Raw genomic sequence first — 24816 nt, forward strand, 5'->3', positions numbered from 1 at the left:
GGTTGAGGCGGAGCCTAGACCGCGTGAAGCGGCTTGCCTGCCAGAGCGAGGAATGCCTCGCCGAGGGCTTCATTCTGGGTGGGGTGTGCGTGTAGCAGCGGCGTGATGTCTTCGGGGTGTGCTTCCCAGTTGACAATAAGCTGTGCTTCACCGATCAGTTCGCCAACGCGAGCTCCGATCATGTGAACTCCGATAACGGGGCCGTCGACAACGCGAACAACCTTGATCGAACCAGCGGTGCCGATGATGGCGCTCTTGCCGTTGCCGCCCAGGTTGTAGTCGTACGCCTTCACGTTTTCAGCGCCGTGCGCCTCGATGGCCTTAGCTTCCGTCAGGCCGATCGATGCAACCTCGGGGTCGCTGTACGTGACCTTAGGGATGTTGAGGTCGTTGATCACGATCGGCTTGAGGCCGGCGATCTCTTCGACAACAAAGATTCCCTGCTGGAAGCCGCGGTGCGCGAGCTGGAGTCCGGGAACGATGTCTCCCACGGCGTAGACGCCGGGAACGTTGGTTGCAAGTCGTTCGTTCGTGAGTACGAAGCCACGATCCATCTCGATGCCGACCTCTTCGAAGCCGAGGCCTGCGGTAGACGGGCCACGGCCGACAGCGACGAGCAGAAGCTCTGCTTCAACGGTCTCGCCGTTTTCGAGGGTGACGACGACACCGTCATCGTTCTGCTCAACGCTCTTGAAACGAACGCCGGTGTGGAAGTTGATGCCACGGCGTCGGAACGCTCGCTCGAACTGCTTGCTGACCGACTCGTCCTCGTTCGGAACGAGGTTGGGAAGACCTTCGATAATCGTGACGTCGGCACCCCAGCTCTTCCATACGCTGGAGAACTCCACGCCGATGACGCCGCCACCGAGAACGGCGACCTTCTTGGGAACGAAGTCGAGCTCGAGTGCCTGCTCCGACGTGATCACGCGGCCGCCGATTTCGAGACCGGGGAGGCTTCGCGAGTATGAGCCCGTCGCTAGGATCACGTTCTTGCCCACGACAGTGTCTTCGCCGACCTGAACAGTGTTCGGAGAAACGAGCTTGCCTTCGCCCTCGATCACGGTGATGCCGCGCATCTTTACGAGGCCCTGAAGGCCCTTGTACTTGCTTGCGACGATGTCTTGGCGGTACTTGGTGACGCCGGCGATGTCGATTCCGTCAAGGGTGGTGGTGACGCCGTACTTTGCTGCCTCACGGGTAACATCAGCTACTTCTGCTGAGTGCAGGAGCGCCTTCGTGGGGATGCAACCAACGTGCAGGCAGGTGCCTCCGAGCTTGTTCTTCTCGATCAAGCCAACAGTCATACCGAGTTCTGCGGCGCGCAACGCTGCTGCGTAGCCACCACTTCCTCCACCAAGAACGACAAGGTCAAAATTGTGCTCAGCCAATACAGCAGCTCCTCTGTAAGGAATTTGTTCGCCGGAACGCATCGTGTGTGAACCGTGCGACCGGATGGTGCGGAAAGAATCCGCGTTTAAAAAACCTTACTACGGACGGGAAAATTCCTCGGCCAGTCCGATGAGTGTTCGAACACCGATTCCGGTTGCCCCCTTGCCGACGTAGCCCCAGCCACTGCCGCGGTTATCTGACGGGCCCGCGATATCGATGTGCGCCCACGGAATCGTCTCGGCGCTATCAGCACGCTTTCCCACGAAGTCTTTAAGGAAGGCGGCGGCGATGAGCATCCCACCGGCGGTGTTGCCGGGCTTGATGTTCGCGATGTCGGCAATGTCTGAAGCGAGCAAGGGACGCAGTTCGGGACTGATCGGCATCGGCCAGAACGGTTCGCCAACGCGATCCGCGACAGCGACGACCTGATTCACCAGAGCCTTGTCGCCCATGGTTCCGGCGTAGCGGTTGCCGAGGGCCACGACCGCGGCCCCGGTGAGCGTCGCGATATCGACGATGGCATCCGGGTTCTCTTCGCTAGCCGCTACGAGCCCGTCGGCCATGACCAACCGCCCTTCTGCGTCAGTGTTCAGCACTTCAACAGTCTTTCCGCCGCGAATGGTCAACACGTCGTTGGGGCGAATAGCACTTCCCGACGGCATGTTTTCGGCCAAGCAGAGCCACGCTGTGAGGCGCACGTTGGTGCCGAGCTTCGCGCAGGCCTCTATAACGGCCATCACGGTCGCAGCGCCACTCATGTCGAACTTCATGCCGATCATCGAAAGCCCCGGCTTGAGCGAGAGCCCGCCTGAATCAAAAGTGATTCCTTTGCCGACGAGCGCAAGGTGCTTGGCGGCGTCAGACGGGGTGTAGCTGATCTTGACGAGGCGTGGTCCTCGAGTCGACCCCTGGCCAACTCCTAGGATGCCGCCGAAGCCGCCTTCCTCAAGTTCCTTCTCAGCAAAAACTTCCACATCGACGTTGTCGAGTGCGGCGAGCTCGCTGGCGCGATCCGCGAAGGTGGCGGGGTAGAGCTCGCGAGGAGCTTCGTTAACAAGGTCGCGCGTCACGTGGGTCGCGTGGGCGATGATGCTGGCGCGCTCGATGAGAGCGGCATCCGACACGGGGCTGAGAACAGTGATGCTGCTCGCCTGGCTCTTCGCGGCCTCCGGGGGAGTGGAACGGTATGCATCGTAGGAGTAGGCGCCGATGGCCGCTCCTTCGAGTACGGCGAGTGTGTCTTCAGTCGATTCCGCGCCAAGAGCAAGGGCGATATCTGCGGCGCCGCGCAGTTGACGTGCGGCGGAACCGGCTGCATAGCGCAGGCTCTCAGCAGTGGGAGAGCTGTCACCGAGACCGATAAAAGCGATTGCGGGTGCAGCGATGCCGGTAGCAGGAATGCGGTGAAGCTCGTCAGCAGCCCCGGTGACGCCGATCACGCTCAGCGACTGCTCGAACGTTGAAAGCTCTGGCGACGCGTCGACGAGCTTGGGTCCAGAATCTGTCTTCATCACCCCGATTACGAGAACATCGGATTCCAGTTCGGAGGCGGACGAGGTGGACAAGTGCAACGTAGCAACGGTCATATCCTCATGATAGTCAGCAACTGCCTCAATGTTCGCTAGAAGCATGACGTTGTGGAAGCGTTTGACGAGGATGCTGTCGTGCCCGCGATTAGAGTGGAAGCATGCGAGATCCAGCCGGTTTATATGACATCGTGACCGATGTTTCTGGTGTGCCCCGCGGTCTACCGCTCGTCGCCGGCCTGACTGGCTTCGCGGATGCCGGTGGTGCTGTCAGCCAGTTCAGTCAGTACCTGCTCGATACTCTCGAGCGCACGGTCGTCGCCTCGTTCGATAACGATGCACTCCTCGACTACCGAGCGCGGCGCCCGACCATTTATTTCGATCAAGATCACTTGAGCGACTACCGACCGGCCAAGCTTGAGCTGTACTTGGCTAAAGATGAACTCGGGCAACCCTTCCTTCTGCTCACGGGATACGAACCTGATTTCCAGTGGGATCGGTTCTCTGCTGCGGTGTTGCGTCTGATTTCCAAGCTGGAAGTGAAGTCGACCACGTGGGTGCACGCCATTCCGATGCCCGTACCCCACACTCGCAGCATTGGGGTCACAGTGAGCGGCAATCGTCGGGAACTTATCGACTCAATGTCGGTTTGGAAGCCTCACACTCAGGTGCCAGCGAATGCGATGCATCTCATCGAGTTTCGATTGCAAGAGCTCGGGCATCCGACCGCGGGGTTTGTGCTGCTGATTCCTCATTACCTTGCTGAGACTGAATGGCCGACGGCCGCAGTGACTGCGCTTGAGAGTGTGAGCGCGGCAACGGGTCTCATCTTTCCTACGGACCGGCTACGTGAAGAAGGACGCGAGTTTGTGGCCAAGATCGATGGCCAGGTGGAAAGTAACCAGGACCTCGCGAAGCTCGTGGGCACCCTTGAGGAGCGTCACGACAATTACATGGAGGAAAACCCTGTGCGTTCGCCTCTCACGGACGAAGACGGGGAGTTGCCGTCCGCGGATGAGATCGCGGCAGAGTTGCAGAAGTTCCTCGCCATTCGGCGTGCCGGTGACGACGATGGCCCCCCAGCCGCGTCGCTATAGAGGAAGCTGCCGTCCGGTGGCGACGAATTTTCGCTGGTGCTGCGCTGGCGATGAGCGGAGGCTGTGAAGTCTGGTTCTGCGCACCAGAAAAGCGTGGCATAATGGGAGTAAGACCCGGTCTTGTTTCTGGTTCTGTTTCACCGTGCGGTGTGACAGCTAGCGACTTGACATGGGTCTTAGTACTGCCCGAAAACCTCGGAAAGGTGTTCACATGGCGACCCGAACGAAGACTGCGGAATCTGCATCCGCACCGAAGAAGGCCCCCTCGAAGGCGGCTTCAAAGGCAGGCGCGCGCGCTAAAGCTGTCGATGCGGTTGACGAAGTAGTGGTCGACGCGGAAGGAAATGAGGCCGCAGCTACGCAGGCCTCGACCAAGAAAGCCTCGACCAAGAAAGCCTCGACGACGAAGTCGAGTGCTGCCAAGAAGCCCGGGGCCAAGAAGGCCGCGACGCGGGGAAAGAAGGCTGCCGAGGAAGTCGACGACATCGTCGAGGCTGACGGCGAAGAAGCGAAGCCCGAAGACGAGAGCGATGAAAAGTCGAAGGGCAAAGATGAGGAACTGCCCACCGGTGCCCTCGTTCTCTCGTTGGTTGACGACGAAGACGATGTTCCCGTGTACTCGGCCGCTATCACTGGTGCCACGGCAGACCCTGTCAAGGACTACCTGAAGCAAATCGGTAAGGTCGCGCTCCTCAACGCCGCTCAAGAAGTCGAGCTGGCCATGCGTATCGAAGCTGGCCTCTTTGCAGAAGACAAGCTTTCTCAGATGGCACCGGGCGAGGTGCGTTCAACCCTCGGTCGCGAACTTCAGTGGGTAGCCAAGGACGGCCAGCGCGCGAAGAGTCACTTGCTCGGCGCGAACCTTCGACTGGTGGTATCGCTCGCAAAGCGCTACACCGGTCGCGGAATGCAGTTCTTGGACCTCATTCAAGAGGGAAACCTGGGTCTCATCCGTGCGGTAGAGAAGTTCGACTACACCAAGGGCTTCAAGTTCTCGACCTACGCCACGTGGTGGATTCGCCAAGCGATCACCCGCGCAATGGCCGACCAAGCCCGCACAATTCGTATCCCCGTGCACATGGTTGAAGTCATCAACAAGCTCGCACGTGTTCAGCGCCAGATGCTTCAAGACTTAGGCCGCGAGCCCACTCCAGAAGAGCTTTCGCGCGAACTGGATATGACGCCCGAGAAGGTCGTTGAAGTTCAGAAGTATGGTCGCGAGCCTATTTCGCTCCACACGCCGCTCGGTGAAGACGGTGACAGCGAGTTCGGTGACCTCATTGAGGACACTGAGGCTGTTGTTCCCGCCGATGCCGTTGGATTCACCATGCTGCAGAAGCAGCTGGAGAGCCTCCTCGACTCCCTCTCCGAGCGTGAAGCCGGCGTCATCCGCATGCGCTTCGGGCTGGGCGATGGAATGCCAAAAACTCTCGACCAAATCGGTGACACGTTCGGCGTCACGCGTGAACGCATCCGTCAGATCGAATCAAAGACGATGGCCAAACTGCGCCACCCGTCACGCTCGCAATCACTGCGCGACTACCTCGAATAGGCCAACAATGGGTGCTGAAGCGAACGCTGGGAAGAGTCTCACCGTCGAGGTCGATGGCGCCGTTTACGAACGGCTTCCCATCAAGACTCGACTGGTGGTTCGTGAGGACGACATTGTTCAGGTCGTTGTGGAGTACGCGGCGGATGTCGTGCGCGATGGAGACTTGCTCTTCGTCACGGAAAAGATTGTCGGAATCACACAGGGGCGGGCGTACCCGATCTCTGAGGTGGAGCCACGCAAACTTGCGACGTTCCTGTCGAAGTACGTGACTAAGACATCTCACGGCATTGGTCTTGGTATGCCCGAGACCATGGAGATGGCCTTACGAGAGTGCGGTACTCCGCGCATCCTGTTCGCTGCAGCCGTCGCTGCGGTCACGAAGCTCGTGGGCCGCCGCGGTGACTTCTACCGGATTGCAGGGCCGAAGGCTCGAGCGATCGATGGGCCCACGAAAAACACGATCCCGCCGTACGACTCTCACGTCGTACTCGGCCCGGCTCGTCCTGATGGCGTTGCCGCGGACATCGCTGCCGCGCTCGGCCGAAAGATCGACGTGCTCGTCGTTGACATCAACGACTTCGGTGGCAACATCCTAGGGTCGACCACCACTAAAGCAACGAATGAACTCGTTCTGAAGGTATTGAAGGATAACCCTCTAGGCCAGGATCACCAGAGCACTCCGCTCGGCGTCATTCGTCGCGCTTAGGGATTCTTCCGAAGAATGGAAGATCGGTGAGGGCTCTGTGTGAGCCTCTAGAAGTCGATTACCTCGCGGAATTTGGGGAGTAGTCCTGTTTTGATGCCTGTGAGACTCGGCTTCATCTGGAACACGCCAGTGTTGTAATTGCCTTCGATAATCGCTGGCCCGGTGGCGGAGATCGCGACATCCCAGCCTACGTACGGAATTTCCGGAATCACTCGGCCAACGGTGTCGAGGGTGGCAAGAACTTCGTTGTAGAGCGGCACTTGGAAACCGACGATCGGGGTGCCGGTCTGGGGATGTTCGGTGAACGTGTTGGCGTACTTGTCGAACGCTCCGTAGGGAGCGATGCCAGTCTTCTCGTCGAGAACCGTATACATGCCGCCGCGACCGTAGTTGTCGACATCGGCGCCATTTCCCATACGCAAGACAGCCTCCATGATGTGAACATCGGTGCCATCGAAGAAGGTGATCATGCGCAAAGAGTTGACGCTAGTGGGGCAGAGCGCCGACATGTCCTCGTGCTGCTCGATAAAGGCTTCAACGAGGAATTGCCGCTTCTCCATGAGCTCGCGATAGAGCGCATGAGCATCCTTGAGGTCATCGCCGCTGTGCTTCTCGATCCCCGCGCCGCTCATGCTGTCGACGACTTTAACCATGATGGGATCGTGGTTCTTCACGAATTCGACGAACTCTCCTTCGGAAGCGGTTCTGAGGTCGAGCCACGCACGCCCGAGCCACTTGTCGAAGGTCCTGTTGAAAGTGGGCTTGTCGTAAAACCGTTCGCGAAAATCGCGCTGGTTGTACTTGACGACGATGGAATTCGCGTTGCCGCTAGTGATCCAAGTGCGGCGCTCGGCGCGGCTTAGAACGTTGAATTCGAACTCTTCGTAGTCGAGGTAGCCGGCCTGGTAGACGAGTGAGCACCACACCATGTCGATCAGGATGAAGAACACGGGGGTGCGGCTTCGCGAGCTGATGGCGCGGGCCACAGCGAGCATGTTCTTTACGTCGAGCGAGACAAGACGCGACACGTAGTGTCGGATGCGCTTCACAGTTCTCCTACGAAGGTCACACCGACACACGTGCCGGCAAGCGAGCTAACTATCTGATGATGCTAAACGAAAGCTTAGGCAGTCAGACGGCTGGACTCGTCGTGCCACTTGAGCGCGGTGGGAAACAGCTTGTCTTTGAACTTAGCGCCGTGGTGGGCGCAAAAGAGGAGGTCGCCACTGGCGAGGGTCGCGCGGATGTACGCCTGCGCGCCACAACTGTCACAGCGATCGATCGCCGTGAGGGTGTAGTCCATCTCATCGACTGGGGTGTCTTCTGTTGCAATGTTCGACATGGCCTACTCCTTCTTCTTGCTTGCGGTTGTTATTCCGTACGCCTATACAAGCATGAGCGCCTGAAGATTCTTCCTACATTGCGGGCATTTCGCTCAGCGCGTACCGCATCCGGAAGGTCGGCCTCGGCCACAGCGGGATGGGTGTCGGTGAGCAGCAATGTCGTGCGGAGAACGTAGTCTTGAATGTGGCCTTCCGTTCTCAAACCCTAGGAGATTACTATGGCGAGCTCTGACTATTCAGCCCGTCACCTATCCGTGCTCGAGGGGCTTGAAGCCGTTCGCAAACGCCCCGGTATGTACATCGGGTCCACCGACTCTCGGGGACTCATGCATTGTCTCTGGGAGATCATCGACAACTCGGTTGACGAGGCTCTTGATGGTCACGGTTCTGAGATCAGCGTCATTCTTCACGCCGATGAGAGCGTCGAAGTGCGAGACAGGGCACGCGGAATCCCCGTAGACGTCGAACCCAAGACAGGCCTCACCGGCGTCGAGGTTGTCTTCACCAAGCTTCACGCGGGCGGCAAGTTTGGCTCCGGTTCCTATGCTGCGTCTGGGGGACTCCACGGCGTCGGAGCCTCGGTAGTCAACGCGTTGTCGGAGCGCCTCGATGTCGAGGTCGACCGTAACGGCAAGACCTACGCGATGTCGTTCCATCGCGGCGAACCCGGTACTTTTTCCGATTCGGGCGAACCGACTCCGGATGCTCCATTCACTCCATTTGTTTCGGGTAGCGAGCTTCGCGTGGTGGGCAAGGTCCCCAAGGGGCGCACGGGTACTCGGGTGCGTTACTGGGCCGATCGCCAAATCTTCACGAAGGGAGCTACTTTTCAGTCGGATGGACTGATTGACCGTCTACGTCAGACAGCCTTCCTTGTGCCCAATCTCACCTTGAATGTGTCGGATGAACGGGGCGACGAACCCCGTCACGAAACGTTCTCTTTTGCAGGCGGTATCTCGGAGTTTGTCGAACACCTCGCGGTGGACCCGCCCATCACAGATATCTGGCGGCTGAGTGGCTCTGGTGGCTTCACCGAGAGCGTGCCTGTGTTGCAAGACAACGGCCATATGGTCTCCACCGAGGTATCCCGGGACTGCATCGTGGATGTCGCCTTACGCTGGGGAACCGGCTACGACACAGTAATTAAGAGTTTCGTCAACATCATCGCGACGCCCAAAGGCGGAACCCACCTGGCAGGATTCGAGCAAAGTTTGCTCAAGTTTTTGCGGGCGGAAACCGAAAAGAACGCTCGCCGGTTGAAGCTCGGCAACGACAAACTCGATAAAGACGATGTGCTGGCCGGGCTCACCGTCGTGCTGACGGTGCGACTTCCGGAACCGCAATTCGAGGGGCAGACGAAGGAAATTCTGGGCACGCCAGCTGTGCGTTCGATTGTGGCGAAGGTGGTCGCGGCAGCACTGTCTGAACGCTTCACCTCCACCAAGCGCGATGATAAGTCGCAGGCAGCTCTCGTCCTAGACAAAGTGGTAGCGGAGATGAAATCGCGCATCTCTGCGCGAGCGCACAAGGAAACCCAGCGTCGCAAAAACGCACTTGAGAGTTCTAGCCTTCCAGCGAAACTGGTTGATTGCCGCTCGAATGATGTTGCGAACAGTGAACTGTTCATCGTCGAGGGCGACTCTGCGCTTGGCACGGCAAAGCTCGGACGAGACAGCGAGTACCAAGCGTTGCTCCCGATCCGGGGCAAGATTCTCAATGTTCAAAAAGCATCGATTAGCGACATGCTGTCGAATGCCGAGTGTGCGTCTATCATACAAGTCATTGGTGCAGGGTCTGGGCGCAGCTTCGACCTGTCGACTGCTCGCTATGGCAAAGTCATCATCATGGCCGATGCCGATGTTGACGGTGCCCACATTCGTACGCTGCTGTTGACGCTGTTCTTCCGCTACATGCCTGACATGATTCGCGATGGGCGCGTGTACGCGGCCGTGCCGCCCTTGCATCGCGTGGTAGTGATTAATCCTGGCTCTAAGCCGAACGAGACGATCTACACCTACTCGGAAAAGGAACTCAACGGAGTTCTTGCAGGTCTCAAGAAGTCCGGCAAGCGGTATCAGGATCCGATTCAGCGCTATAAGGGCCTGGGCGAGATGGACGCCGACCAACTGGCGACCACCACTATGGATCGCAACAACCGTGTTCTTCGTCGGGTCAACATTGCGGACGCTGAGAATGCCGGCACGGTATTTGAGCTGCTCATGGGCAACGAAGTGGCTCCTCGAAAGGAATTTATCATTCAGGGGCAAGGTCTTGATCGGGACCGTATCGACGTCTAGCTCGGGGCATCGGGGTGCGTTCATCACCCGATAGTGGTGGCGTGAGCGATCGACCTTCAACGAACCAGGGGCCGTTACCTGAACAGAACAGGTAGCGGCCCTCGCTCGTTGCGTGCGTGGTGTCGCGCGGGTGATTTCGGTTACGCCGTGAAGCCGATCGAGCCGACCACTGCGTCGAGCGGAGTACCGGAACCGTCGCGCTTTGTTCGCTCGGTGGGTAGTTGCCGAACCGTGCCATCCGGCCCCACTGCGATAGCGGGAACGCGTCCGACCCAGGCGAGGGTGAGTACGTCTTCGCCCTTGAGTAGCGAATGAGCTCGCACTCCGCCCGTGCCACGACCCTTGGCCGGGAACTGCGAGAACTCGCTGAGCTTCACGCGGCCGGGGTCGGTACCCGGGATCGTGACGCTGGAACCCGAAACGGTGACCACAACGTTTTCGGCTTCCGCATCGAGGACGTCAAAGAAGATAACCTCGGCGCCGGCACTCACCCGGATACCTGCCATCCCTCCAGCGCTGAGACCCTGTGGGCGCACCGCCGAGGCGGTGAAGTGCAGCAGTTGAGTGTCGGAGGTCACGAACGTGAGTTCTGCATCATCCACGCTATGAGCCGCGCCAACGAGCTCATCACCAGGTTTGAGGGAGATGATCTCGAATTCGGGCTTCGACGGCCACACGCCGGGCGTGACGCGTTTGACAGTGCCTTGGCGGGTGCCGAGGGCGATGGGCTCGTCGCTATCGAGAGACACGATCGCGAGAACACGCTCCTTCTTCTCGAGCGTGAGGTACTCGCTGATTTTTGCGCCAGCTCCAAGTTGAACTGAGCTAGTCGGAACGCTGGGAAGATCCACGGCGGTGAAGCGGATAAGGCGGCCGCGGTTGGTGATAGCGCCGATCTCGGTTCGTGTTGTCGTGGTCACACGCGAGCGGATGGCGTCATGCTTTGAGCGGCGAGAGGCCGCCAACACGGTGTCGCCTTCGCTGATGCCAACGCGGATGATTCGACCCGTCGTGGAGAGCAACACGATGCACGGCTCATCGGCGATCTCGAGCACGGCCTGGTTCTTCCGCGCAGCAGCTCTCGACGTCGTCGCAATCGAAGCGGGGGCCTCAGTAAGCAGCGTGCGGCGCGGGGTCCCAAATTTCTCCGCGACAGCTTCAAGCTCATCGGCGACGAGCGCCCGAATGAGTTTCTCATCAGACAACAACGCCTGCAGGCGGGCAATCTCTGCACGCAGCTTCTCAGCCTCGGCCTCCAGCTCGATCCGGCTAAACTTCGTGAGACGACGCAGGCGCAACTCGAGAATATACTCAGCCTGCAACTCGCTGAGATCGAAGACGTCACGTAGGCGAGTTCGCGCCTGATCGCTGTCGTCGCTCTGGCGAATCACCTGAATGACCTCGTCAATATCGAGGATCGCAATGAGCAGACCCTCAACAAGGTGAAGACGCTCAAGGTGTCGCGCAAGCCGGTACTTACTGCGACGCGTGACAACGTTCAGACGGTGCTTAAGGAAGACCTCAAGCAAAGCCTTGAGGCCGAGCGTCTGCGGACGGCCGTCAACCAGAGTCACCGCGTTGATGCTGAAGTTATCTTCCAACGGGGTCAGGCGGTAAAGCTGCTCGAGTACGGCATCCGGGCTGAAGCCGGTTTTGATGCCGATGACGAGGCGCAGGCCGTGGTTGCGGTCGGTGAGGTCGGTGACATCGGAGATGCCAACGATCTTCTTGTTGTTGACGCCATCCTTGATCTTCTCGATGACGCGCTCGGGGCCGACTAAGTAGGGCAGTTCAGTCACCACAAGGCCCATCTTTCGGGCGGTTATTGACTCGACGGCGACTTTGGCTCGGGTCTTGAAAGCGCCGCGACCGTTCGCGTACGCATCCTTCACTCCGTTGAGGCCGATGATGGTTCCTCCGGTGGGGAGGTCGGGGCCAGGAACGAACTGCATGAGTTCTTCGAGGGATGCGTCGGGATGAGAGAGAAGGTGCTGCGCGGCGCCGACGACTTCGATGAGGTTGTGGGGAGCCATGTTGGTGGCCATACCGACGGCGATGCCGCTGGCACCATTAACCAACAGGTTCGGGAACGCCGCAGGCAAAACCTCGGGTTGCGTGGTCGAGTTGTCGTAGTTGGGCACGAAGTCGACGACGTCTTCGTCGAGATCCTCCGTCATTGCGATAGCGGATGCCTGTAAACGAGCTTCGGTATACCGCGGCGCCGCGGGACCATCGTCGAGTGAACCGAAGTTACCGTGGCCATCGATGAGTGGCACACGCAGGATAAAGCTTTGCGTCAAGCGCACCATAGCGTCGTAGATGGAGGCATCGCCGTGGGGATGAAGCTTTCCCATGACATCGCCGACGACGCGGGACGACTTGACGTGTCCCTTTTCAGGGCGCAGTCCCATTTCGCTCATCTGGTACAGAATTCGGCGTTGCACCGGCTTGAGGCCGTCGCGTGCGTCGGGAAGCGCACGGGAATAGATCACGGAGTACGCGTACTCCAAGAACGAGCCCTGCATCTCGGTCGTGACATCGATGTCTTCGATGCGTTCGCCGGCAGGGGAGTCTGGGGTGGGTTTTGTGGGAGTAGCCATAGGATTGCCCTAATGTTACCGGCGCTCAACCCAGACTCAGCGAACCTTACCGATGTGTTGTCAAGTTCACTTCAGGCAATCTCCGGGGAGGCGAACCGACTGAGCCTTCCTCCCGTCCGACACGCTGTAGTGCTGCTGGTGGACGGTATGGGGGCTCACAATCTCAAGGCACGGCTGGGGCACGCCCGCACCCTCGCTAGCGCCTTCTCCAAGACGTCAGTCATTCAATCAGGTTTTCCTACGACTACGGCGTCAGCGATCGCCGGGCTGACGACCGGGCAGCGCTCTGGGCAGCATGGTTTGGTCGGGTACAGTGCCTTCGATCCCGTCAACACCCGAGTTCTTCATCAACTTTCCGGCTGGGATGCCCTCACAAATCCGGCAACGTGGCAGCGCGTGCCGACAGTTTTCGAACACGCCACGTCACGGGGTCTGAACGCGTTCGCGGTAGGGGCTGCGCGCTATCGCGATTCTGGATTCTCTCAAGCTGTACTCAGAGGTGCGCGTTATGTCGTCGCTGGCTCGCTGGCGGACCGCCTCTCGACGGCCATAACGGTTGGACCTGCCAGTGGTCATGCGTCGCTCACCTACGTGTATGTTCCAGAACTCGACATGGCTGGCCATGCCAATGGCTGGCAATCGTCTCAGTGGACCCATGCGCTCGAATCCCTCGATTCGGCACTGTCCGGTGCCCTAAAGCTCCTGAGCGCTGACCAGGGGCTGCTCGTCACAGCCGACCACGGAATGATCGATGTTCCGCGTGAATCGCACGTACTTTTCGATTCCGCACCTGAGCTACTCGAAGGCATCGCTCATATTGCCGGCGAGCCTCGTTGCCTGCAGTTGCACTACGACGCGGGACTTGGCGCGACCGAGCGCGATTCTGTGCTCGGCCGTTGGCAAGAGTTCGAAAGCAGCCGAGCCTGGGTGGTGAGTCGCGCTGAGGCGATCAAGGCGGGATGGTTCGGAAACGTTCACTCCGACGTCGAACCGCGCATCGGAGACATTATCGTTGCCGCGCGCAAGTCGATCGCCTACTACGACTCACGGGACCCAGCCGACAAGGGACGCAACATGGTCGGTCAACACGGCTCATGGTCAGATGAAGAACTCCGCGTGCCCCTGCTGCGGTACGGAGCTTTTGAGCGCGAGCGTGAGCACTAGTCCGATATCACGGTCGTTAGCTTTAGGCGGGATCGTCGTCGGGTTTAGTGCCAAAGACGATGTCATCCCAACTGGGCATCGCGACCCGGCGTCGACGCGATTTTGTCGTCGGTTGCGGCGCGGTCGCCTGAGGCGGAGCGGGAGCGTCGCGACGTTCTTCGGCTGCTGGCGGATCTAAGAGTCGCATCGATGGCTCGGTGCTCATCGGCGGCGCGGAGTCGTCCTCGTCGGCGTCGAAATTGGCAGGTTCACGCTCACCTCGGCGGCGACGCAAAGCATCGAGCAGATCAGCAGTCTGATTGCCGACACCGGTCTCAGCGCTGCGGTCGCGCATGACCGGGAGTTCTGCCGGTCGGATTGGAGCAGGCTCCTCGGTGATGTCATCGACATCAAATGCACCGCTATCGAAGCGTGCGGCATCCGGAGTTCCTTCGGTGGGGCTCACGGCGCGTAAGCGGGGGATGAGCGCCCCTGTGACCTCACCTTGCTGGGACAACGTTTTTGCTTCGTTGTTGAGCGGAGCGAGTGATTGGCGTTTGGGGTCGTACTGCCAACGCGCGTCGTGATCGATTGTATTCGCGTTGAAAGAAAGTTTGATGATCCATCCCGACTCGGGATCTTTCCAACTGGCCCATCGCTCATCGGCGGCGTTCATATCGACGAGCCGTTCGCGAATTGCGGATCCGAAGGTGCGACTGGAGGTCAACGAATCCGTTTCTCCAGCGACGTGTACGGGAACAGCAAGAGCTGACTTGACGACGAATTCTCGCTCCGCGACCACGGGGCCTTCGAAACGCTCGATGTACTCAAGGTCGGCGCCGGTCAGATTCGCAACGTCTTGGGCAGACATTCCGGCGCGGATGTGGGCCTGTATTTCGCGCGGGGCAAGCTTCGGTCCCGTTCCTGAGAGGGCGCGGCTTTGACGCAGTCGAGACTGCAACACGCTGTCAACAGCGAGACGATACCGTGTGCCGTCGTTACTCGACACGATCAGCGCACCGTCCTGTACTTCGATTACCCGAAGGTCTTCCATAGTGAACTTCTCCAGCCCTCACGATTCACCTTTAGGGTCGCACGCATTCGAGGGAAATCACGGGAATAACACGCCTCCATGAACAGTTGTCTCAGGCGCTGCACAGAGTTGCAGTTTCGGCGGTTTGCAATTCGGTTCGCTTTCATGCAAACTGTGCCCGCCGATTCCGGTGATTCAACGTAAAAAAGAAGTGGATGGGCATGGCCACCGACTACGACGCACCTCGTAAGACCGACGACGACTCTGAGTCGATCGAGGCTCTTAAAGAGCGTGTTCCTGACAAAATGTCGGGCTCGGTTGATGTTGAGGATTCAGACAACCCGGCGAACTTTGAGCTTGCCGGTGCCGACCTGTCAGACCTCGACCTCGATGTGGTTGTTCTGCCTCCCCAGGCTGACGAATTCACTTGCGTGAGTTGCTTCCTTGTGAAGCACCGCTCGCAGGTGGACCACACCACCAAGCTCGGCGCTATCTGCCTGGAGTGCGCAGCTTAACCTCTGCGATCGCTTCAGCAACCAATTCGGGAGTGCGGCTCGACAACAACCAATACGGTGTCGGGTCGCTCTCATCGAGTAGTTCAAAGCGCACGACAGGCGACACCCAGCCTCGAATCATCAACCAGGCCCGCGCATCCAGTCGCTGCCCGCGTTCGAGCGTCGCCTCGGTGCCGTCAAACGTCGTGACCTCTCCGATGATTTCAATCGGAAGGCGAGCACTTCCGGCGCGCAATTCTTTGTCATCAATCGTGATGAGCGGCGCCGACCACAGCAAGAAGCCGACAATCGCGAGATAGAGCACTGCGGCGGTGATGTAGCCGACGGTGATGTTAATCGGCAAGAAGACCAAAATGCTGGCCGGAATGATGAGTGCGGTGCTGAGGTACAGCCACGCGGTGGGCCACAAGCGTTCACGGTAGTAAGTCACTCATCCATTACACACTGATTTTGCGGTGTGCGTTTCGGCGAGTTGGGTCTTCTGCACTAGCCTCGACTCGTGATTGACAACGTAGAGGTCCTTATCTCCTCTGGCCAAACCCCAACGTACGCGCACCCTGGTGACGCCGGCGCGGATTTGTATTCCGCTGAGAGCTATTCGCTCGCTCCCGGCGCACGAGAGACTGTCGCTACCGGCGTTTCTATCGCCCTTCCCGATGGCTATGTTGCCTTTGTCGTGCCCCGGAGTGGCCTCGCGTCACGCCACGGCATCACCCTCGTCAACAGCCCGGGAACAGTGGATGCTGGCTACCGGGGTGAAATTCGGGTTACGTTGCTCAATACTGATGCTTCATCCACTTTCGAGATCGAGCCGGGCGATAGAATCGCGCAATTGATCGTTATGCCAGTTTCCCGAGCTCGATTCATCCCCGTATCGACTCTTCCTGGCAGCCATCGCGGTGAGGCGGGCTTCGGCTCGACCGGATTCCGTGCAGAGTCAACACAACAAGGAGCCACGTCGTGAGCGACACTACTGAGACCGAGCAGCCGCAGGATCACCCCAAATCGGCACCGGAGAATCGCGCCACCGATGGTCCTCTCGATGAGAGTGAAGCGAACGCTGTTCGCCCCTACGTCGATCTGGGTGGCGTCAAAATTCTTCCCCGCCAAGAGCTGCACCTTCGCCTTGAGGTAGAGGAAGCGAGCAAGCGCGTCGTCGCCGTGGGCCTTGATTACGCCGGATCGACGCTTCAAATTCAGCCTTTTGCTGCGCCTCGCTCGAGTGGACTTTGGCATGAGATTCGCCAACAGATTATCGACCAAGTGCACACACAGGGCGGCACAACGAAAGTCTCTGAGGGTCCCTTCGGGCCCGAGGTCTTCGCTGAAATTCCCGTTGCTGGTAAGCCGGGGGAGAAGCGAATCGCCCGTTTTGTCGGTGTTGACGGGCCACGTTGGTTCCTTCGCGGCGTGATTGCCGGCGAGGCATTGAACAGTGCGGATGCCGCCGCCAAGATCGAAGATCTTTTCCGCTCGATTGTGGTGATTCGCGGTAACACCCCGATGCCACCGCGCGACCTTATCCCGCTGCACATGCCGGCAACGGGTGATAAAGAAGCCAAGGCGTGAGTTCGGCTGACGAGCACGAGGGGGAGTCCGGCGCCGAAGGTGCCGGGGTCGAGCCCAGTGTTCGTGAAGCGCTAGCAGCCGCGGCTCGCCGGTCCGCCGTGGGTCAGGTGGCGCCAGGTGAGGCACCAACAACTGGTGCATTGCTTGCCGCGATGGGCGGCATCCGTGGCCTAGTGGAGTCGATTCTGCCCGGCCTCGCCTTTCTGGTCATCTTCACAATCACTCAGGAGCTCGTCGCTTCCGTTGTGGCACCAGTGATTGTTGCGGTGGGCTTCGTTCTCGCACGCCTCATCTCGCGTACCCCGGTATCTTCCGCCCTTGTCGGTGTCTTGGGTGTCGGGCTCTCGGCTGGCCTCGCGCTCATCACCGGACGAGCGGAAGACAATTTCGTGCTCGGTTTCATCATCAACGCTGTTTTTCTTGCCGCCATCATCGTCAGCGTGATTGCTCGACGGCCGCTCGTCGGGCTAATCGCGACGTTCCTCGTGCCGAGCGCTTCGGACTGGTTGGAAGACAAGGCCAAGTTTCGGGTCGCTTTGATCGCCACCGTGCTCTGGGCGGCTCTCTTCGCAGTTCGCCTCGCAGTCGAGTTGCCGTTGTACTTTGCGGAAGCGACGCAGGCCTTGGCTACGGCAAAGCTTCTTCTCGGAGTTCCGTTGTACGCGGGAGTGCTCTGGGTTACGTGGCTCTTGATGCGCACGGCCTACGGACGAAGCGCCTCTTCGTAGTTTGACGTTGTCGTCGTGGCGACCCGTTCGTCGTCATCCCGTGGTGTATATTTATCTCGACGTCAAGATACTTTTGGCGCAAGTCGCAGCGCAGTTTCTGCGATTGCGTCTTAGGCTTGCCTTGCTGGATGCAGCGCACGCTCCGCGCAAGGATTGAAGAACCGTAGCAAGGGAGATGACAGTGTCGACAGTCAATAGTTTTGGGTCGAAAGACACCCTCACAGTCGGTTCAGCCGACTATGAAGTGTTCCGCATCGACAAGGTAGCGGGATACGAAAAGCTACCGTTTAGCCTCAAGGTTTTGCTCGAAAACCTCCTGCGCACCGAAGACGGAAAGAACGTCACGAAGTCGCAAATCGAGTCTCTCGGATCATGGGTGCCCAGCGCAGACCCCGACACCGAAATCCAGTTCACCCCCGCCCGTGTGGTGATGCAGGACTTCACGGGTGTTCCGTGCATCGTTGACCTCGCGACCATGCGCGAGGCCGTCGCTGAGCTCGGTGGAGACCCCACCAAGATCAACCCGCTAGCCCCTGCGGAACTCGTAATCGACCACTCGGTCATCGCAGACCTCTTCGGTTCCGAAAATGCTCTCGAACGCAACGTCGAGCTTGAATACCAGCGCAATGGTGAGCGCTACCAGTTCCTTCGTTGGGGCCAGACGGCATTCGATGACTTCAAGGTTGTCCCTCCCGGAACAGGAATCGTTCACCAAGTAAACATTGAGCACCTTGCCCGTGTCACATACACGCGTGAAGTTGACGGCAAAAATCGCGCCTTCCCTGACACTCTCGTCGGCACTGACTCGCACACCACGATGGTCAACGGCCTCGGTGTTCTTGGGTGGGGCGTCGGCGGTATTGAAGCCGAGGCAGCAATGCTCGGACAGCCTGTATCGATGCTCATCCCCAAGGTCGTTGGCTTCAAGCTCAACGGCGAGATTCCGGCTGGCGTCACCGCTACCGACGTTGTGCTGACGATCACGCAGATGCTGCGCGAGCACGGCGTTGTCGGCAAGTTCGTTGAGTTCTACGGTGAGGGTGTGGGGGCAGTGCCGCTCGCCAACCGCGCCACCATCGGAAACATGAGCCCAGAATTTGGGTCGACGGCGGCAATGTTCCCCGTTGACGATGTCACGCTTGACTACCTGCGTCTGACTGGTCGCAGCGAAGATCAGGTGGCGCTAGTCGAGGCGTACGCGAAGCTTCAGTCGCTCTGGCACGACCCGAGCGTTGAGCCGAACTACAGCGAGTACCTCGAGCTCGACCTCGCCACTGTTGTCCCGTCGATCGCCGGCCCCAAGCGTCCCCAGGACCGCATCGAGCTCACGAGCGCGAAGAGCCAGTTCGAGATCGACCTGAACAATTATGCTTCCATGGACCACTCCAGGGTCGACGCTGCTGTTGAAGGAACCTTCCCGGCATCCGACCCGGTGGGTCTCACCCCGCAGGATGAAGATTCGGCTCACGAACGTTCCCACACGCACTCCAGTCATGCTCCGTCGACTGCATCGCAGCCGACCTCGGTGAGCGTCGATGGCGGAGACCCCTTCACTCTCGACCACGGTGCCGTTGCTATCGCAGCGATTACCTCGTGCACCAACACGTCGAACCCGTCGGTGATGCTCGCTGCAGGCTTGCTGGCTCGCAATGCAGCGGCGAAGGGCCTCAAGTCGAAGCCGTGGGTCAAGACGACCCTGGCTCCCGGTTCCAAAGTGGTCACTGACTACTACGCTAAGTCGGGTCTCGACGAGTCGCTTGAAGCTCTCGGTTTCTACACCGTTGGCTACGGCTGCACGACGTGTATCGGCAACTCGGGTCCTCTGGAGGATGAAATCTCCGCTGCGATCAATGAGAACGATCTCGCGGTCACTGCGGTTCTTTCGGGAAACCGCAACTTCGAGGGTCGCATCAACCCCGACGTAAAGATGAACTATCTCGCGAGCCCGCCGCTTGTTATTGCCTACGCTCTCGCGGGTTCGATGAACTTCGACTTCGACACCGATGCTCTTGGTCAAGACCACGACGGCAATGACGTCTTCTTGAAGGACATCTGGCCCGACGCTGCTGAGGTTCAGGCCACGATCGACTCGTCGATTGACCGTGACATGTTCGCTCACGAATACGCCGGTGTCTTCGACGGTGACGAACGCTGGCAGAACCTTCCGACGCCGACGGGTTCCACTTTTGAGTGGGATGACGAGTCGACCTACGTGCGCAAGCCCCCATACTTCGAGGGCATGACGATGGAGATCACGCCGGTGAGCTCGATTTCCGGTGCTCGCGTTCTGGCCAAGCTGGGCGACTCGGTTACGACCGACCACATCAGCCCTGCCGGGTCGATCAAGGGCGACAGCCCCGCTGGTATCTACCTCGCAGAGCACGGCATCGACCGTAAGGACTTCAACTCTTACGGATCGCGCCGTGGAAATCACGAAGTAATGATCCGTGGAACCTTCGCCAACATCCGCCTCAAGAACCAGCTCCTCGATGGCGTTGAGGGTGGTTACACTCGCGACTTCACCACGCCGGATGCCGCACAGTCGTTCATCTACGACGCGGCTCAGAACTACGCAGCGCAGGAAACTCCGCTCGTCGTTCTCGGCGGCAAGGAGTACGGTTCCGGTTCATCGCGTGACTGGGCTGCCAAGGGCACGAGCTTGCTCGGCGTGAAGGCTGTCATCTGTGAGAGCTTCGAGCGCATTCACCGCTCCAACCTCATCGGAATGGGTGTTCTTCCGCTCCAGTTCCCTGAGGGGCAGAGCTGGGAGACGCTGGGACTCGACGGTACCGAGAGCATCAGCATCACTGGTGTCGAGGAACTCAACGACGACCGCATCCCCAGCACGCTGCACGTCGTAGCGGAGCCAACTGCGCACTCGCCCGAGGGCAAGGCAACCATCGAGTTCGATGCGAAGCTTCGCATCGACACTCCCGGTGAGGCTGACTACTACCGCAACGGTGGAATCCTTCAGTACGTTCTGCGTTCGCTGGTCTAACTAGCGCGTGCGCAAAGGGCGCGCGGGAAGAGCATTTATACTCTCCCCGCGCGCTTTTTGCGTTGCTAGAGAAGACTGAGGGTCGGCTCAGAACCTCATGCACATTTGTTCACAGGGCAATTGAAGGAGCCTAGACTGAACGTATGAACATACTCGAGGGAATCAATGGTCCCCGAGATCTAGACGGTCTCTCTACCCAGCAACTCACTCAGCTATCGCAAGAGATCCGCGAGTTCTTGATCGAAAACGTGTCGCGAACGGGCGGCCATCTCGGACCCAATCTCGGGGTTGTCGAGCTCACTACGGCTATTCATCGTGTCTTTGACTCACCGCGAGATGCTGTGGTGTTCGACACCGGGCACCAAAGCTACGTTCACAAGATCCTGACGGGGCGCAAAGACTTCACGAAACTACGTTCGCAGGGTGGCCTCGCGGGTTACCCGCAACGTTCAGAATCAGAGCACGACATCGTAGAGAGCTCCCACGCCTCGAGTTCGCTCTCGTGGGCCGACGGAATTTCCCGCGCGTTTGAGATGACCGGCCAGGGCGACCGTCACGTGGTCGCAGTTGTCGGCGACGGGGCCCTCACGGGCGGGATGACGTGGGAAGCGCTCAACAACATCAGCGACGACAACAGTCGCAATCTGGTCATTGTCGTCAACGACAATGGGCGGTCGTATGCTCCTACCATCGGAGGAATGGCGCACTTTCTTAACAGCGTGCGCACCCGACGCTCCTACCGCTCGCTGCATGGATCGAGCGAGAAATTCTTCGGCACCTTTGGCGGGCCGGGAAGAGCGCTATATCGCGGCATCCGTGGCGGCGCACACGGGTTCCTTTCGCGCTTTAGCAACAACGAAGCTCTCTACTCCAATCTGGACATCAAGTACTTGGGCCCTGTGCACGGCCACGACGTCGGCGCGCTCGTCGAGACGCTCGAGCAGGCTAAGTCGTATGGCGCTCCGGTGATCGTTCATGCGATTACCGAGAAGGGCCGCGGCTACCAGCCTGCCTTGGCCGATGTTGCCGATCAGTTTCACGCCGTCGGTCAGATTGATCCGGCGACGGGGGAGCCGATCGAAACGGGCGGCGCTGCATCGTGGACCTCGGTCTTCTCCGAAGAAATCGTGAAGCTGGCGGATGCCAACCCGCGTCTCGTGGGAATCACTGCTGCCATGCTGCGCCCCACAGGCCTTCATCGCTTCGCTGAAAAGTATCCGGCGCGGGTTCACGACGTCGGCATCGCTGAACAACACGCGGTCACATCGGCGGCAGGACTCGCGTTCGGCGGACTTCACCCGGTTGTGGCGCTCTACGCCACGTTCGTCAATCGCGCTTTCGACCAGGTGCTGATGGATGTCGCGCTTCACCGCGCGGGCGTCACCTTCGTGCTTGATCGGGCGGGGGTCACCGGCCCCGACGGCGCAAGCCATCACGGCATGTGGGATCTCGCACTACTGCAGGTCGTCCCGAACATCCGTATTGCGGCTCCCAGAGACGCTGCACGCCTGCGTGAGGAGCTCGGCGAGGCCGTTGCGGTCGACGATGCACCAACCGTCATTCGCTTCGCTAAAGGCACCGTAGGGACCGAGTACGATGCGCTTCGTCGCACCGACGACGGTGTGGATGTGCTTCGCGAAGACGAGCAGCGCGATGTTCTCATCGTGACGGTGGGATCGATGGCCAAGACTGGACTGCAGGTTGCAGAGCTTCTCGCAGCCCAAGGAATCGGTGCGACCGTAATCGACCCTCGCTGGGTGGTTCCCGTTCCCCGGAGTGTCATCGATTTCGCCGCAGATCACCGCATCGTAATCACGCTTGAAGACGGTGTGCGCGTGGGCGGCATCGGAACGCGCATTCGTCAGGACATGCGTGCCCATGGCGTCGACACCGCGGTGAACGAGCTGGGACTGCCGGACACCTTCCTCGAACACGGCAGCCGGGACTACATCCTTGATCAGGTGGGCTTGACCCCCCAGCACATTGCTCGCGACGTTGTCGCCCAAGTGCTCGGCAGCAAGATCCCGATTGCTCGGCCGCTGGCTAAGAGCGACTCCGATGAGTATCGGCTTCCCGCCGAACGCAGCTAGCCACGGCGCCGCGCGGGTTACGCCGTGTGGAAACTTAACGACTCGAGGCCCTGTTCAGATTCTTTCTGAACAGGGCCTCGGTCGTTATATCGGTAGGGGTGCGTGCCTACTGAACGCCGCGGATGCGCGGGTCGTGGAAGGTGCTGCCGAATGCTCGCTCCGACGCTCCTGCGCGGTCGAGGTAGGGCGTGACTCCACCCATCTGGAACGGGTAGCCCGCCCCGAGAATGAGGCAGAGGTCGATGTCTTCTGCCGCAGCCACAACGCCGTCTTCCAGCATCCGATGAATTTCGTCGGCGAGACCATCTTCGATGCGGATCTGAAGTTCTTCCGCTGTCATCGGCGAGTTGCCGCCCTTGACGATCTCGACAGCCTTCTTGGAGACGCCCTTTGACTTGCCCTTGCTGTCACGGTCGAAGATGTAGCCAAGTTCCGCGAGCTTGTGGAGGTTCTTGCTCTCAAAGAAGCGCTCGGGGAACGCCGCATGATGTGTGTCCAGAACGTGGGCGCCGACCTTGAGCCCGACGAGTTCGAGCAGCTCGAACGGTGTCATCGGAAGACCGAACGGACGGGTGGACTCTTCGACGACCTCGAAAGGAGTTCCGGTGTCCACTGCGTGCATCGCTTCGCCGAGAACCTTCGCGAGGATGCGGTTCACTACGAAGCCAGGAGTGTCTGTCGTGATGACGGCATTCTTGCGTAGGTTCTTCGCAGTCACCATTGCGGTGGAGAGGGTTTCGTCGTTGGTGTGAGGCGTCTTGACGACCTCGATCAACGGCATGACGGCCACCGGGTTGAAGAAGTGGAATCCCACAACACGCTCCGGGTGCTTCAGTTTGGCGCCGATCTGCTCGACAGAAAGTGACGAGGTATTCGTGGCCAAAATAGCCTCTTCGGAGATGTACTGCTCGACCTCCGCGAAGACCGACTGCTTAGCACCGAGTTCTTCGTAGATCGCTTCGATAACCCAATCGCAGTCAGCGAAGTCAGCCTTGTTCGTGGTTCCCGTCACGAGCGCCTTGAGGCGGTTCGTGTCGTCAGAAGAGAGGCGGCCCTTCTCGTGGAGCTTGTCGATCTCCGCATGAATCGCGGCGACTCCGGCGTCGGTTGCGGCCTGATCAAGATCAGTGATGACAACCGGCACCTGAAGGCGGCGAACGAAGAGCAGCGCAAACTGGCGAGCCATGAGGCCGGCACCGATAACACCGACCTTCGTTACCTTGCGGGCAAGCTCTTTATCGGGAGCTCCCGCGGGGCGCTTTGCGCGCTTCTGCACGAGGTTGAAGGCGTAGATGCTGGCCTGGAACTGGTCACCCGAGATCATGTCGGCAAGAGCGTTGTCCTCGGCCTCGAAACCGGTCTTCTTGTCAGTGTTCTTGGCGGCCTTGAGAAGTGCAAGCGCAGTGTAGGGCGACTTGGCGACGCGACCAATGCGGTTTGCGAGCATCTTCTCGGCGATACCGATAGCCACATCCCACTTCACCGTGCGTTCGATCTTGCCCGGCTCATTCTTGCGCTTGACCTTCGTGGTGCCAGCGATGACACCATCTGCCCAGCGAATGGAGTCTTCGAGGAAGTTGGCGGGGCCAAACATGGCGTCGGCGATGCCCAGCTCGAACGCTTCGGGACCCTTGAGCATCCGGTTGTTCTTGAGCGGGTTCTCGATGACGACCTTGAGAGCATTCTCGATGCCGATGAGATTGGGGAGCAACCACGCTCCACCCCAACCTGGAATGAGCCCGAGGAAGACTTCGGGCAGCGCAAGCGCGGGAACCGAGCTGTCGATCGTACGGTAGTCGGCGTTGAGGGGAATCTCGACGCCACCGCCCAAAGCGAGACCATTAATGAACACGAAGGAGGGAACACCCAAGTCGCTGAGTTTGCCGAGCGCCCAGTGACCAAGTTCGGCCATCTTCTTCCCCGTTTCGCGGTCAGGGATTTCGCTGACCTTTGAAAGATCGGCGCCCGCAGCGAAGATGAAGGGCTTTCCGGTGACGGCGAGGCCGTGAATCTCGCCAGCGGTGGCGCGTTCCTTTTGCTCATCGAGAACCTTGGCGAACTCGAGAAGAGTGGCAGGGCCAAGCGTATTCGGACGGGTGTGGTCCTTGCCGTTGTCGAGCGTGATGAGGGCAAGTGTGCGGCCCGCCGAGAGCGGAACGTCGCGCACGTAGGAGTGGGTGACTACTTCGTCTTTGGCCAGATCAGCAAGACGTGCAAATTGCTGGGTCAT

The 24816-nt window shown here is 59.5% G+C and carries 19 protein-coding genes; 11 read left to right on the top strand and 8 right to left on the bottom strand.

What is annotated here, in order from left to right; genetic code table 11:
• Window positions 1-14: 14 nt before the first annotated feature.
• Window positions 15-1388, bottom strand: a complete 1374-nt coding sequence (gene lpdA, locus ACR3YK_RS11190; protein WP_486174945.1) for a dihydrolipoyl dehydrogenase — start codon at window positions 1386-1388, stop codon at window positions 15-17.
• A 99-nt stretch (window positions 1389-1487) separates the two neighbouring features.
• Window positions 1488-2975: a leucyl aminopeptidase gene (locus ACR3YK_RS11195; protein WP_486174946.1), complete on the bottom strand. Its 1488-nt coding sequence runs from the start codon at window positions 2973-2975 to the stop codon at window positions 1488-1490.
• A gap of 101 nt (window positions 2976-3076) precedes the next feature.
• Between ACR3YK_RS11195 and ACR3YK_RS11200 the strand changes: the two genes are divergently transcribed.
• The 3 genes from ACR3YK_RS11200 to ACR3YK_RS11210 all read left to right on the top strand — a co-directional run bounded on the left by ACR3YK_RS11200 (window position 3077) and on the right by ACR3YK_RS11210 (window position 6270).
• Window positions 3077-4012: a proteasome assembly chaperone family protein gene (locus ACR3YK_RS11200; RefSeq protein ID WP_486174947.1), complete on the top strand. Its 936-nt coding sequence runs from the start codon at window positions 3077-3079 to the stop codon at window positions 4010-4012.
• A gap of 211 nt (window positions 4013-4223) precedes the next feature.
• Window positions 4224-5564 carry an RNA polymerase sigma factor gene (locus ACR3YK_RS11205; protein WP_486174948.1) on the top strand — a complete coding sequence of 447 codons (1341 nt, stop codon included), beginning with the start codon at window positions 4224-4226 and terminating at the stop codon, window positions 5562-5564.
• Window positions 5565-5571: 7 nt separating this feature from the next.
• Window positions 5572-6270 (top strand): coenzyme F420-0:L-glutamate ligase, encoded by a 699-nt coding sequence (locus ACR3YK_RS11210; RefSeq protein WP_486174949.1) that lies wholly within the window; start codon window positions 5572-5574, stop codon window positions 6268-6270.
• Window positions 6271-6317: 47 nt separating this feature from the next.
• On the opposite strand, the gene ACR3YK_RS11215 is transcribed toward ACR3YK_RS11210, so the two are convergent.
• Both ACR3YK_RS11215 and ACR3YK_RS11220 read right to left on the bottom strand, forming a co-directional pair.
• Window positions 6318-7319, bottom strand: a complete 1002-nt coding sequence (locus ACR3YK_RS11215; protein WP_486174950.1) for a sugar-transfer associated ATP-grasp domain-containing protein — start codon at window positions 7317-7319, stop codon at window positions 6318-6320.
• 74 nt (window positions 7320-7393) lie between these two features.
• Window positions 7394-7612 carry a DUF7455 domain-containing protein gene (locus ACR3YK_RS11220; protein ID WP_100388879.1) on the bottom strand — a complete coding sequence of 73 codons (219 nt, stop codon included), beginning with the start codon at window positions 7610-7612 and terminating at the stop codon, window positions 7394-7396.
• Window positions 7613-7831: 219 nt separating this feature from the next.
• Between ACR3YK_RS11220 and ACR3YK_RS11225 the strand changes: the two genes are divergently transcribed.
• Window positions 7832-9910: a DNA gyrase/topoisomerase IV subunit B gene (locus ACR3YK_RS11225; protein ID WP_486174951.1), complete on the top strand. Its 2079-nt coding sequence runs from the start codon at window positions 7832-7834 to the stop codon at window positions 9908-9910.
• A 140-nt stretch (window positions 9911-10050) separates the two neighbouring features.
• Here the strand turns inward: ACR3YK_RS11225 and ACR3YK_RS11230 are convergent, their stop codons facing one another.
• Window positions 10051-12510, bottom strand: coding sequence for a DNA gyrase/topoisomerase IV subunit A (locus ACR3YK_RS11230; RefSeq protein WP_486174952.1), 2460 nt, complete (start codon window positions 12508-12510; stop codon window positions 10051-10053).
• Window positions 12511-12522: 12 nt separating this feature from the next.
• Here ACR3YK_RS11230 and ACR3YK_RS11235 point away from each other — a divergent pair, with 12 nt between their 5' ends.
• Window positions 12523-13674, top strand: a complete 1152-nt coding sequence (locus ACR3YK_RS11235; RefSeq protein WP_486174953.1) for an alkaline phosphatase family protein — start codon at window positions 12523-12525, stop codon at window positions 13672-13674.
• 22 nt (window positions 13675-13696) lie between these two features.
• Here ACR3YK_RS11235 and sepH read toward each other — a convergent pair whose 3' ends face one another.
• A complete protein-coding gene (gene sepH, locus ACR3YK_RS11240; RefSeq protein WP_486174954.1) occupies window positions 13697-14707 on the bottom strand; it encodes a septation protein SepH in 1011 nt (336 codons plus the stop codon).
• Window positions 14708-14907: 200 nt separating this feature from the next.
• On the opposite strand from sepH, the gene ACR3YK_RS11245 reads away from it, so the two are divergent.
• Window positions 14908-15201, top strand: coding sequence for a DUF4193 domain-containing protein (locus ACR3YK_RS11245; RefSeq protein WP_339620362.1), 294 nt, complete (start codon window positions 14908-14910; stop codon window positions 15199-15201).
• On the opposite strand, the gene ACR3YK_RS11250 is transcribed toward ACR3YK_RS11245, so the two are convergent.
• Window positions 15176-15631: a DUF3093 domain-containing protein gene (locus tag ACR3YK_RS11250; protein WP_486174955.1), complete on the bottom strand. Its 456-nt coding sequence runs from the start codon at window positions 15629-15631 to the stop codon at window positions 15176-15178. The genes ACR3YK_RS11245 and ACR3YK_RS11250 overlap by 26 nt on opposite strands.
• 69 nt (window positions 15632-15700) lie before the next feature.
• Here ACR3YK_RS11250 and dut point away from each other — a divergent pair, with 69 nt between their 5' ends.
• The 5 genes from dut (at window position 15701) to dxs (ending at window position 22586) form a co-directional block, all read left to right on the top strand.
• Window positions 15701-16165 (top strand): dUTP diphosphatase, encoded by a 465-nt coding sequence (gene dut, locus ACR3YK_RS11255; RefSeq protein WP_486174956.1) that lies wholly within the window; start codon window positions 15701-15703, stop codon window positions 16163-16165.
• Complete coding sequence (locus ACR3YK_RS11260) at window positions 16162-16770, top strand: DUF3710 domain-containing protein (protein WP_486174957.1); 609 nt, start codon at window positions 16162-16164, stop codon at window positions 16768-16770. Before dut ends, ACR3YK_RS11260 begins: the two co-directional genes overlap by 4 nt.
• Entirely contained in the window at window positions 16767-17498 is a 732-nt protein-coding gene (locus ACR3YK_RS11265; protein ID WP_486174958.1) for a DUF3159 domain-containing protein, read from the top strand. The genes ACR3YK_RS11260 and ACR3YK_RS11265 overlap by 4 nt, the downstream gene beginning before the upstream one ends.
• Before the next feature lie 181 nt (window positions 17499-17679).
• Window positions 17680-20496 (top strand): aconitate hydratase AcnA, encoded by a 2817-nt coding sequence (gene acnA, locus ACR3YK_RS11270; protein ID WP_486174959.1) that lies wholly within the window; start codon window positions 17680-17682, stop codon window positions 20494-20496.
• 143 nt (window positions 20497-20639) lie between these two features.
• Entirely contained in the window at window positions 20640-22586 is a 1947-nt protein-coding gene (dxs, locus tag ACR3YK_RS11275) for a 1-deoxy-D-xylulose-5-phosphate synthase (protein WP_486174960.1), read from the top strand.
• 106 nt (window positions 22587-22692) lie between these two features.
• On the opposite strand, the gene ACR3YK_RS11280 is transcribed toward dxs, so the two are convergent.
• Window positions 22693-24816 carry a 3-hydroxyacyl-CoA dehydrogenase NAD-binding domain-containing protein gene (locus ACR3YK_RS11280; protein ID WP_486174961.1) on the bottom strand — a complete coding sequence of 708 codons (2124 nt, stop codon included), beginning with the start codon at window positions 24814-24816 and terminating at the stop codon, window positions 22693-22695.

The organism is Salinibacterium sp. 10G20-15, from assembly GCF_057365065.1.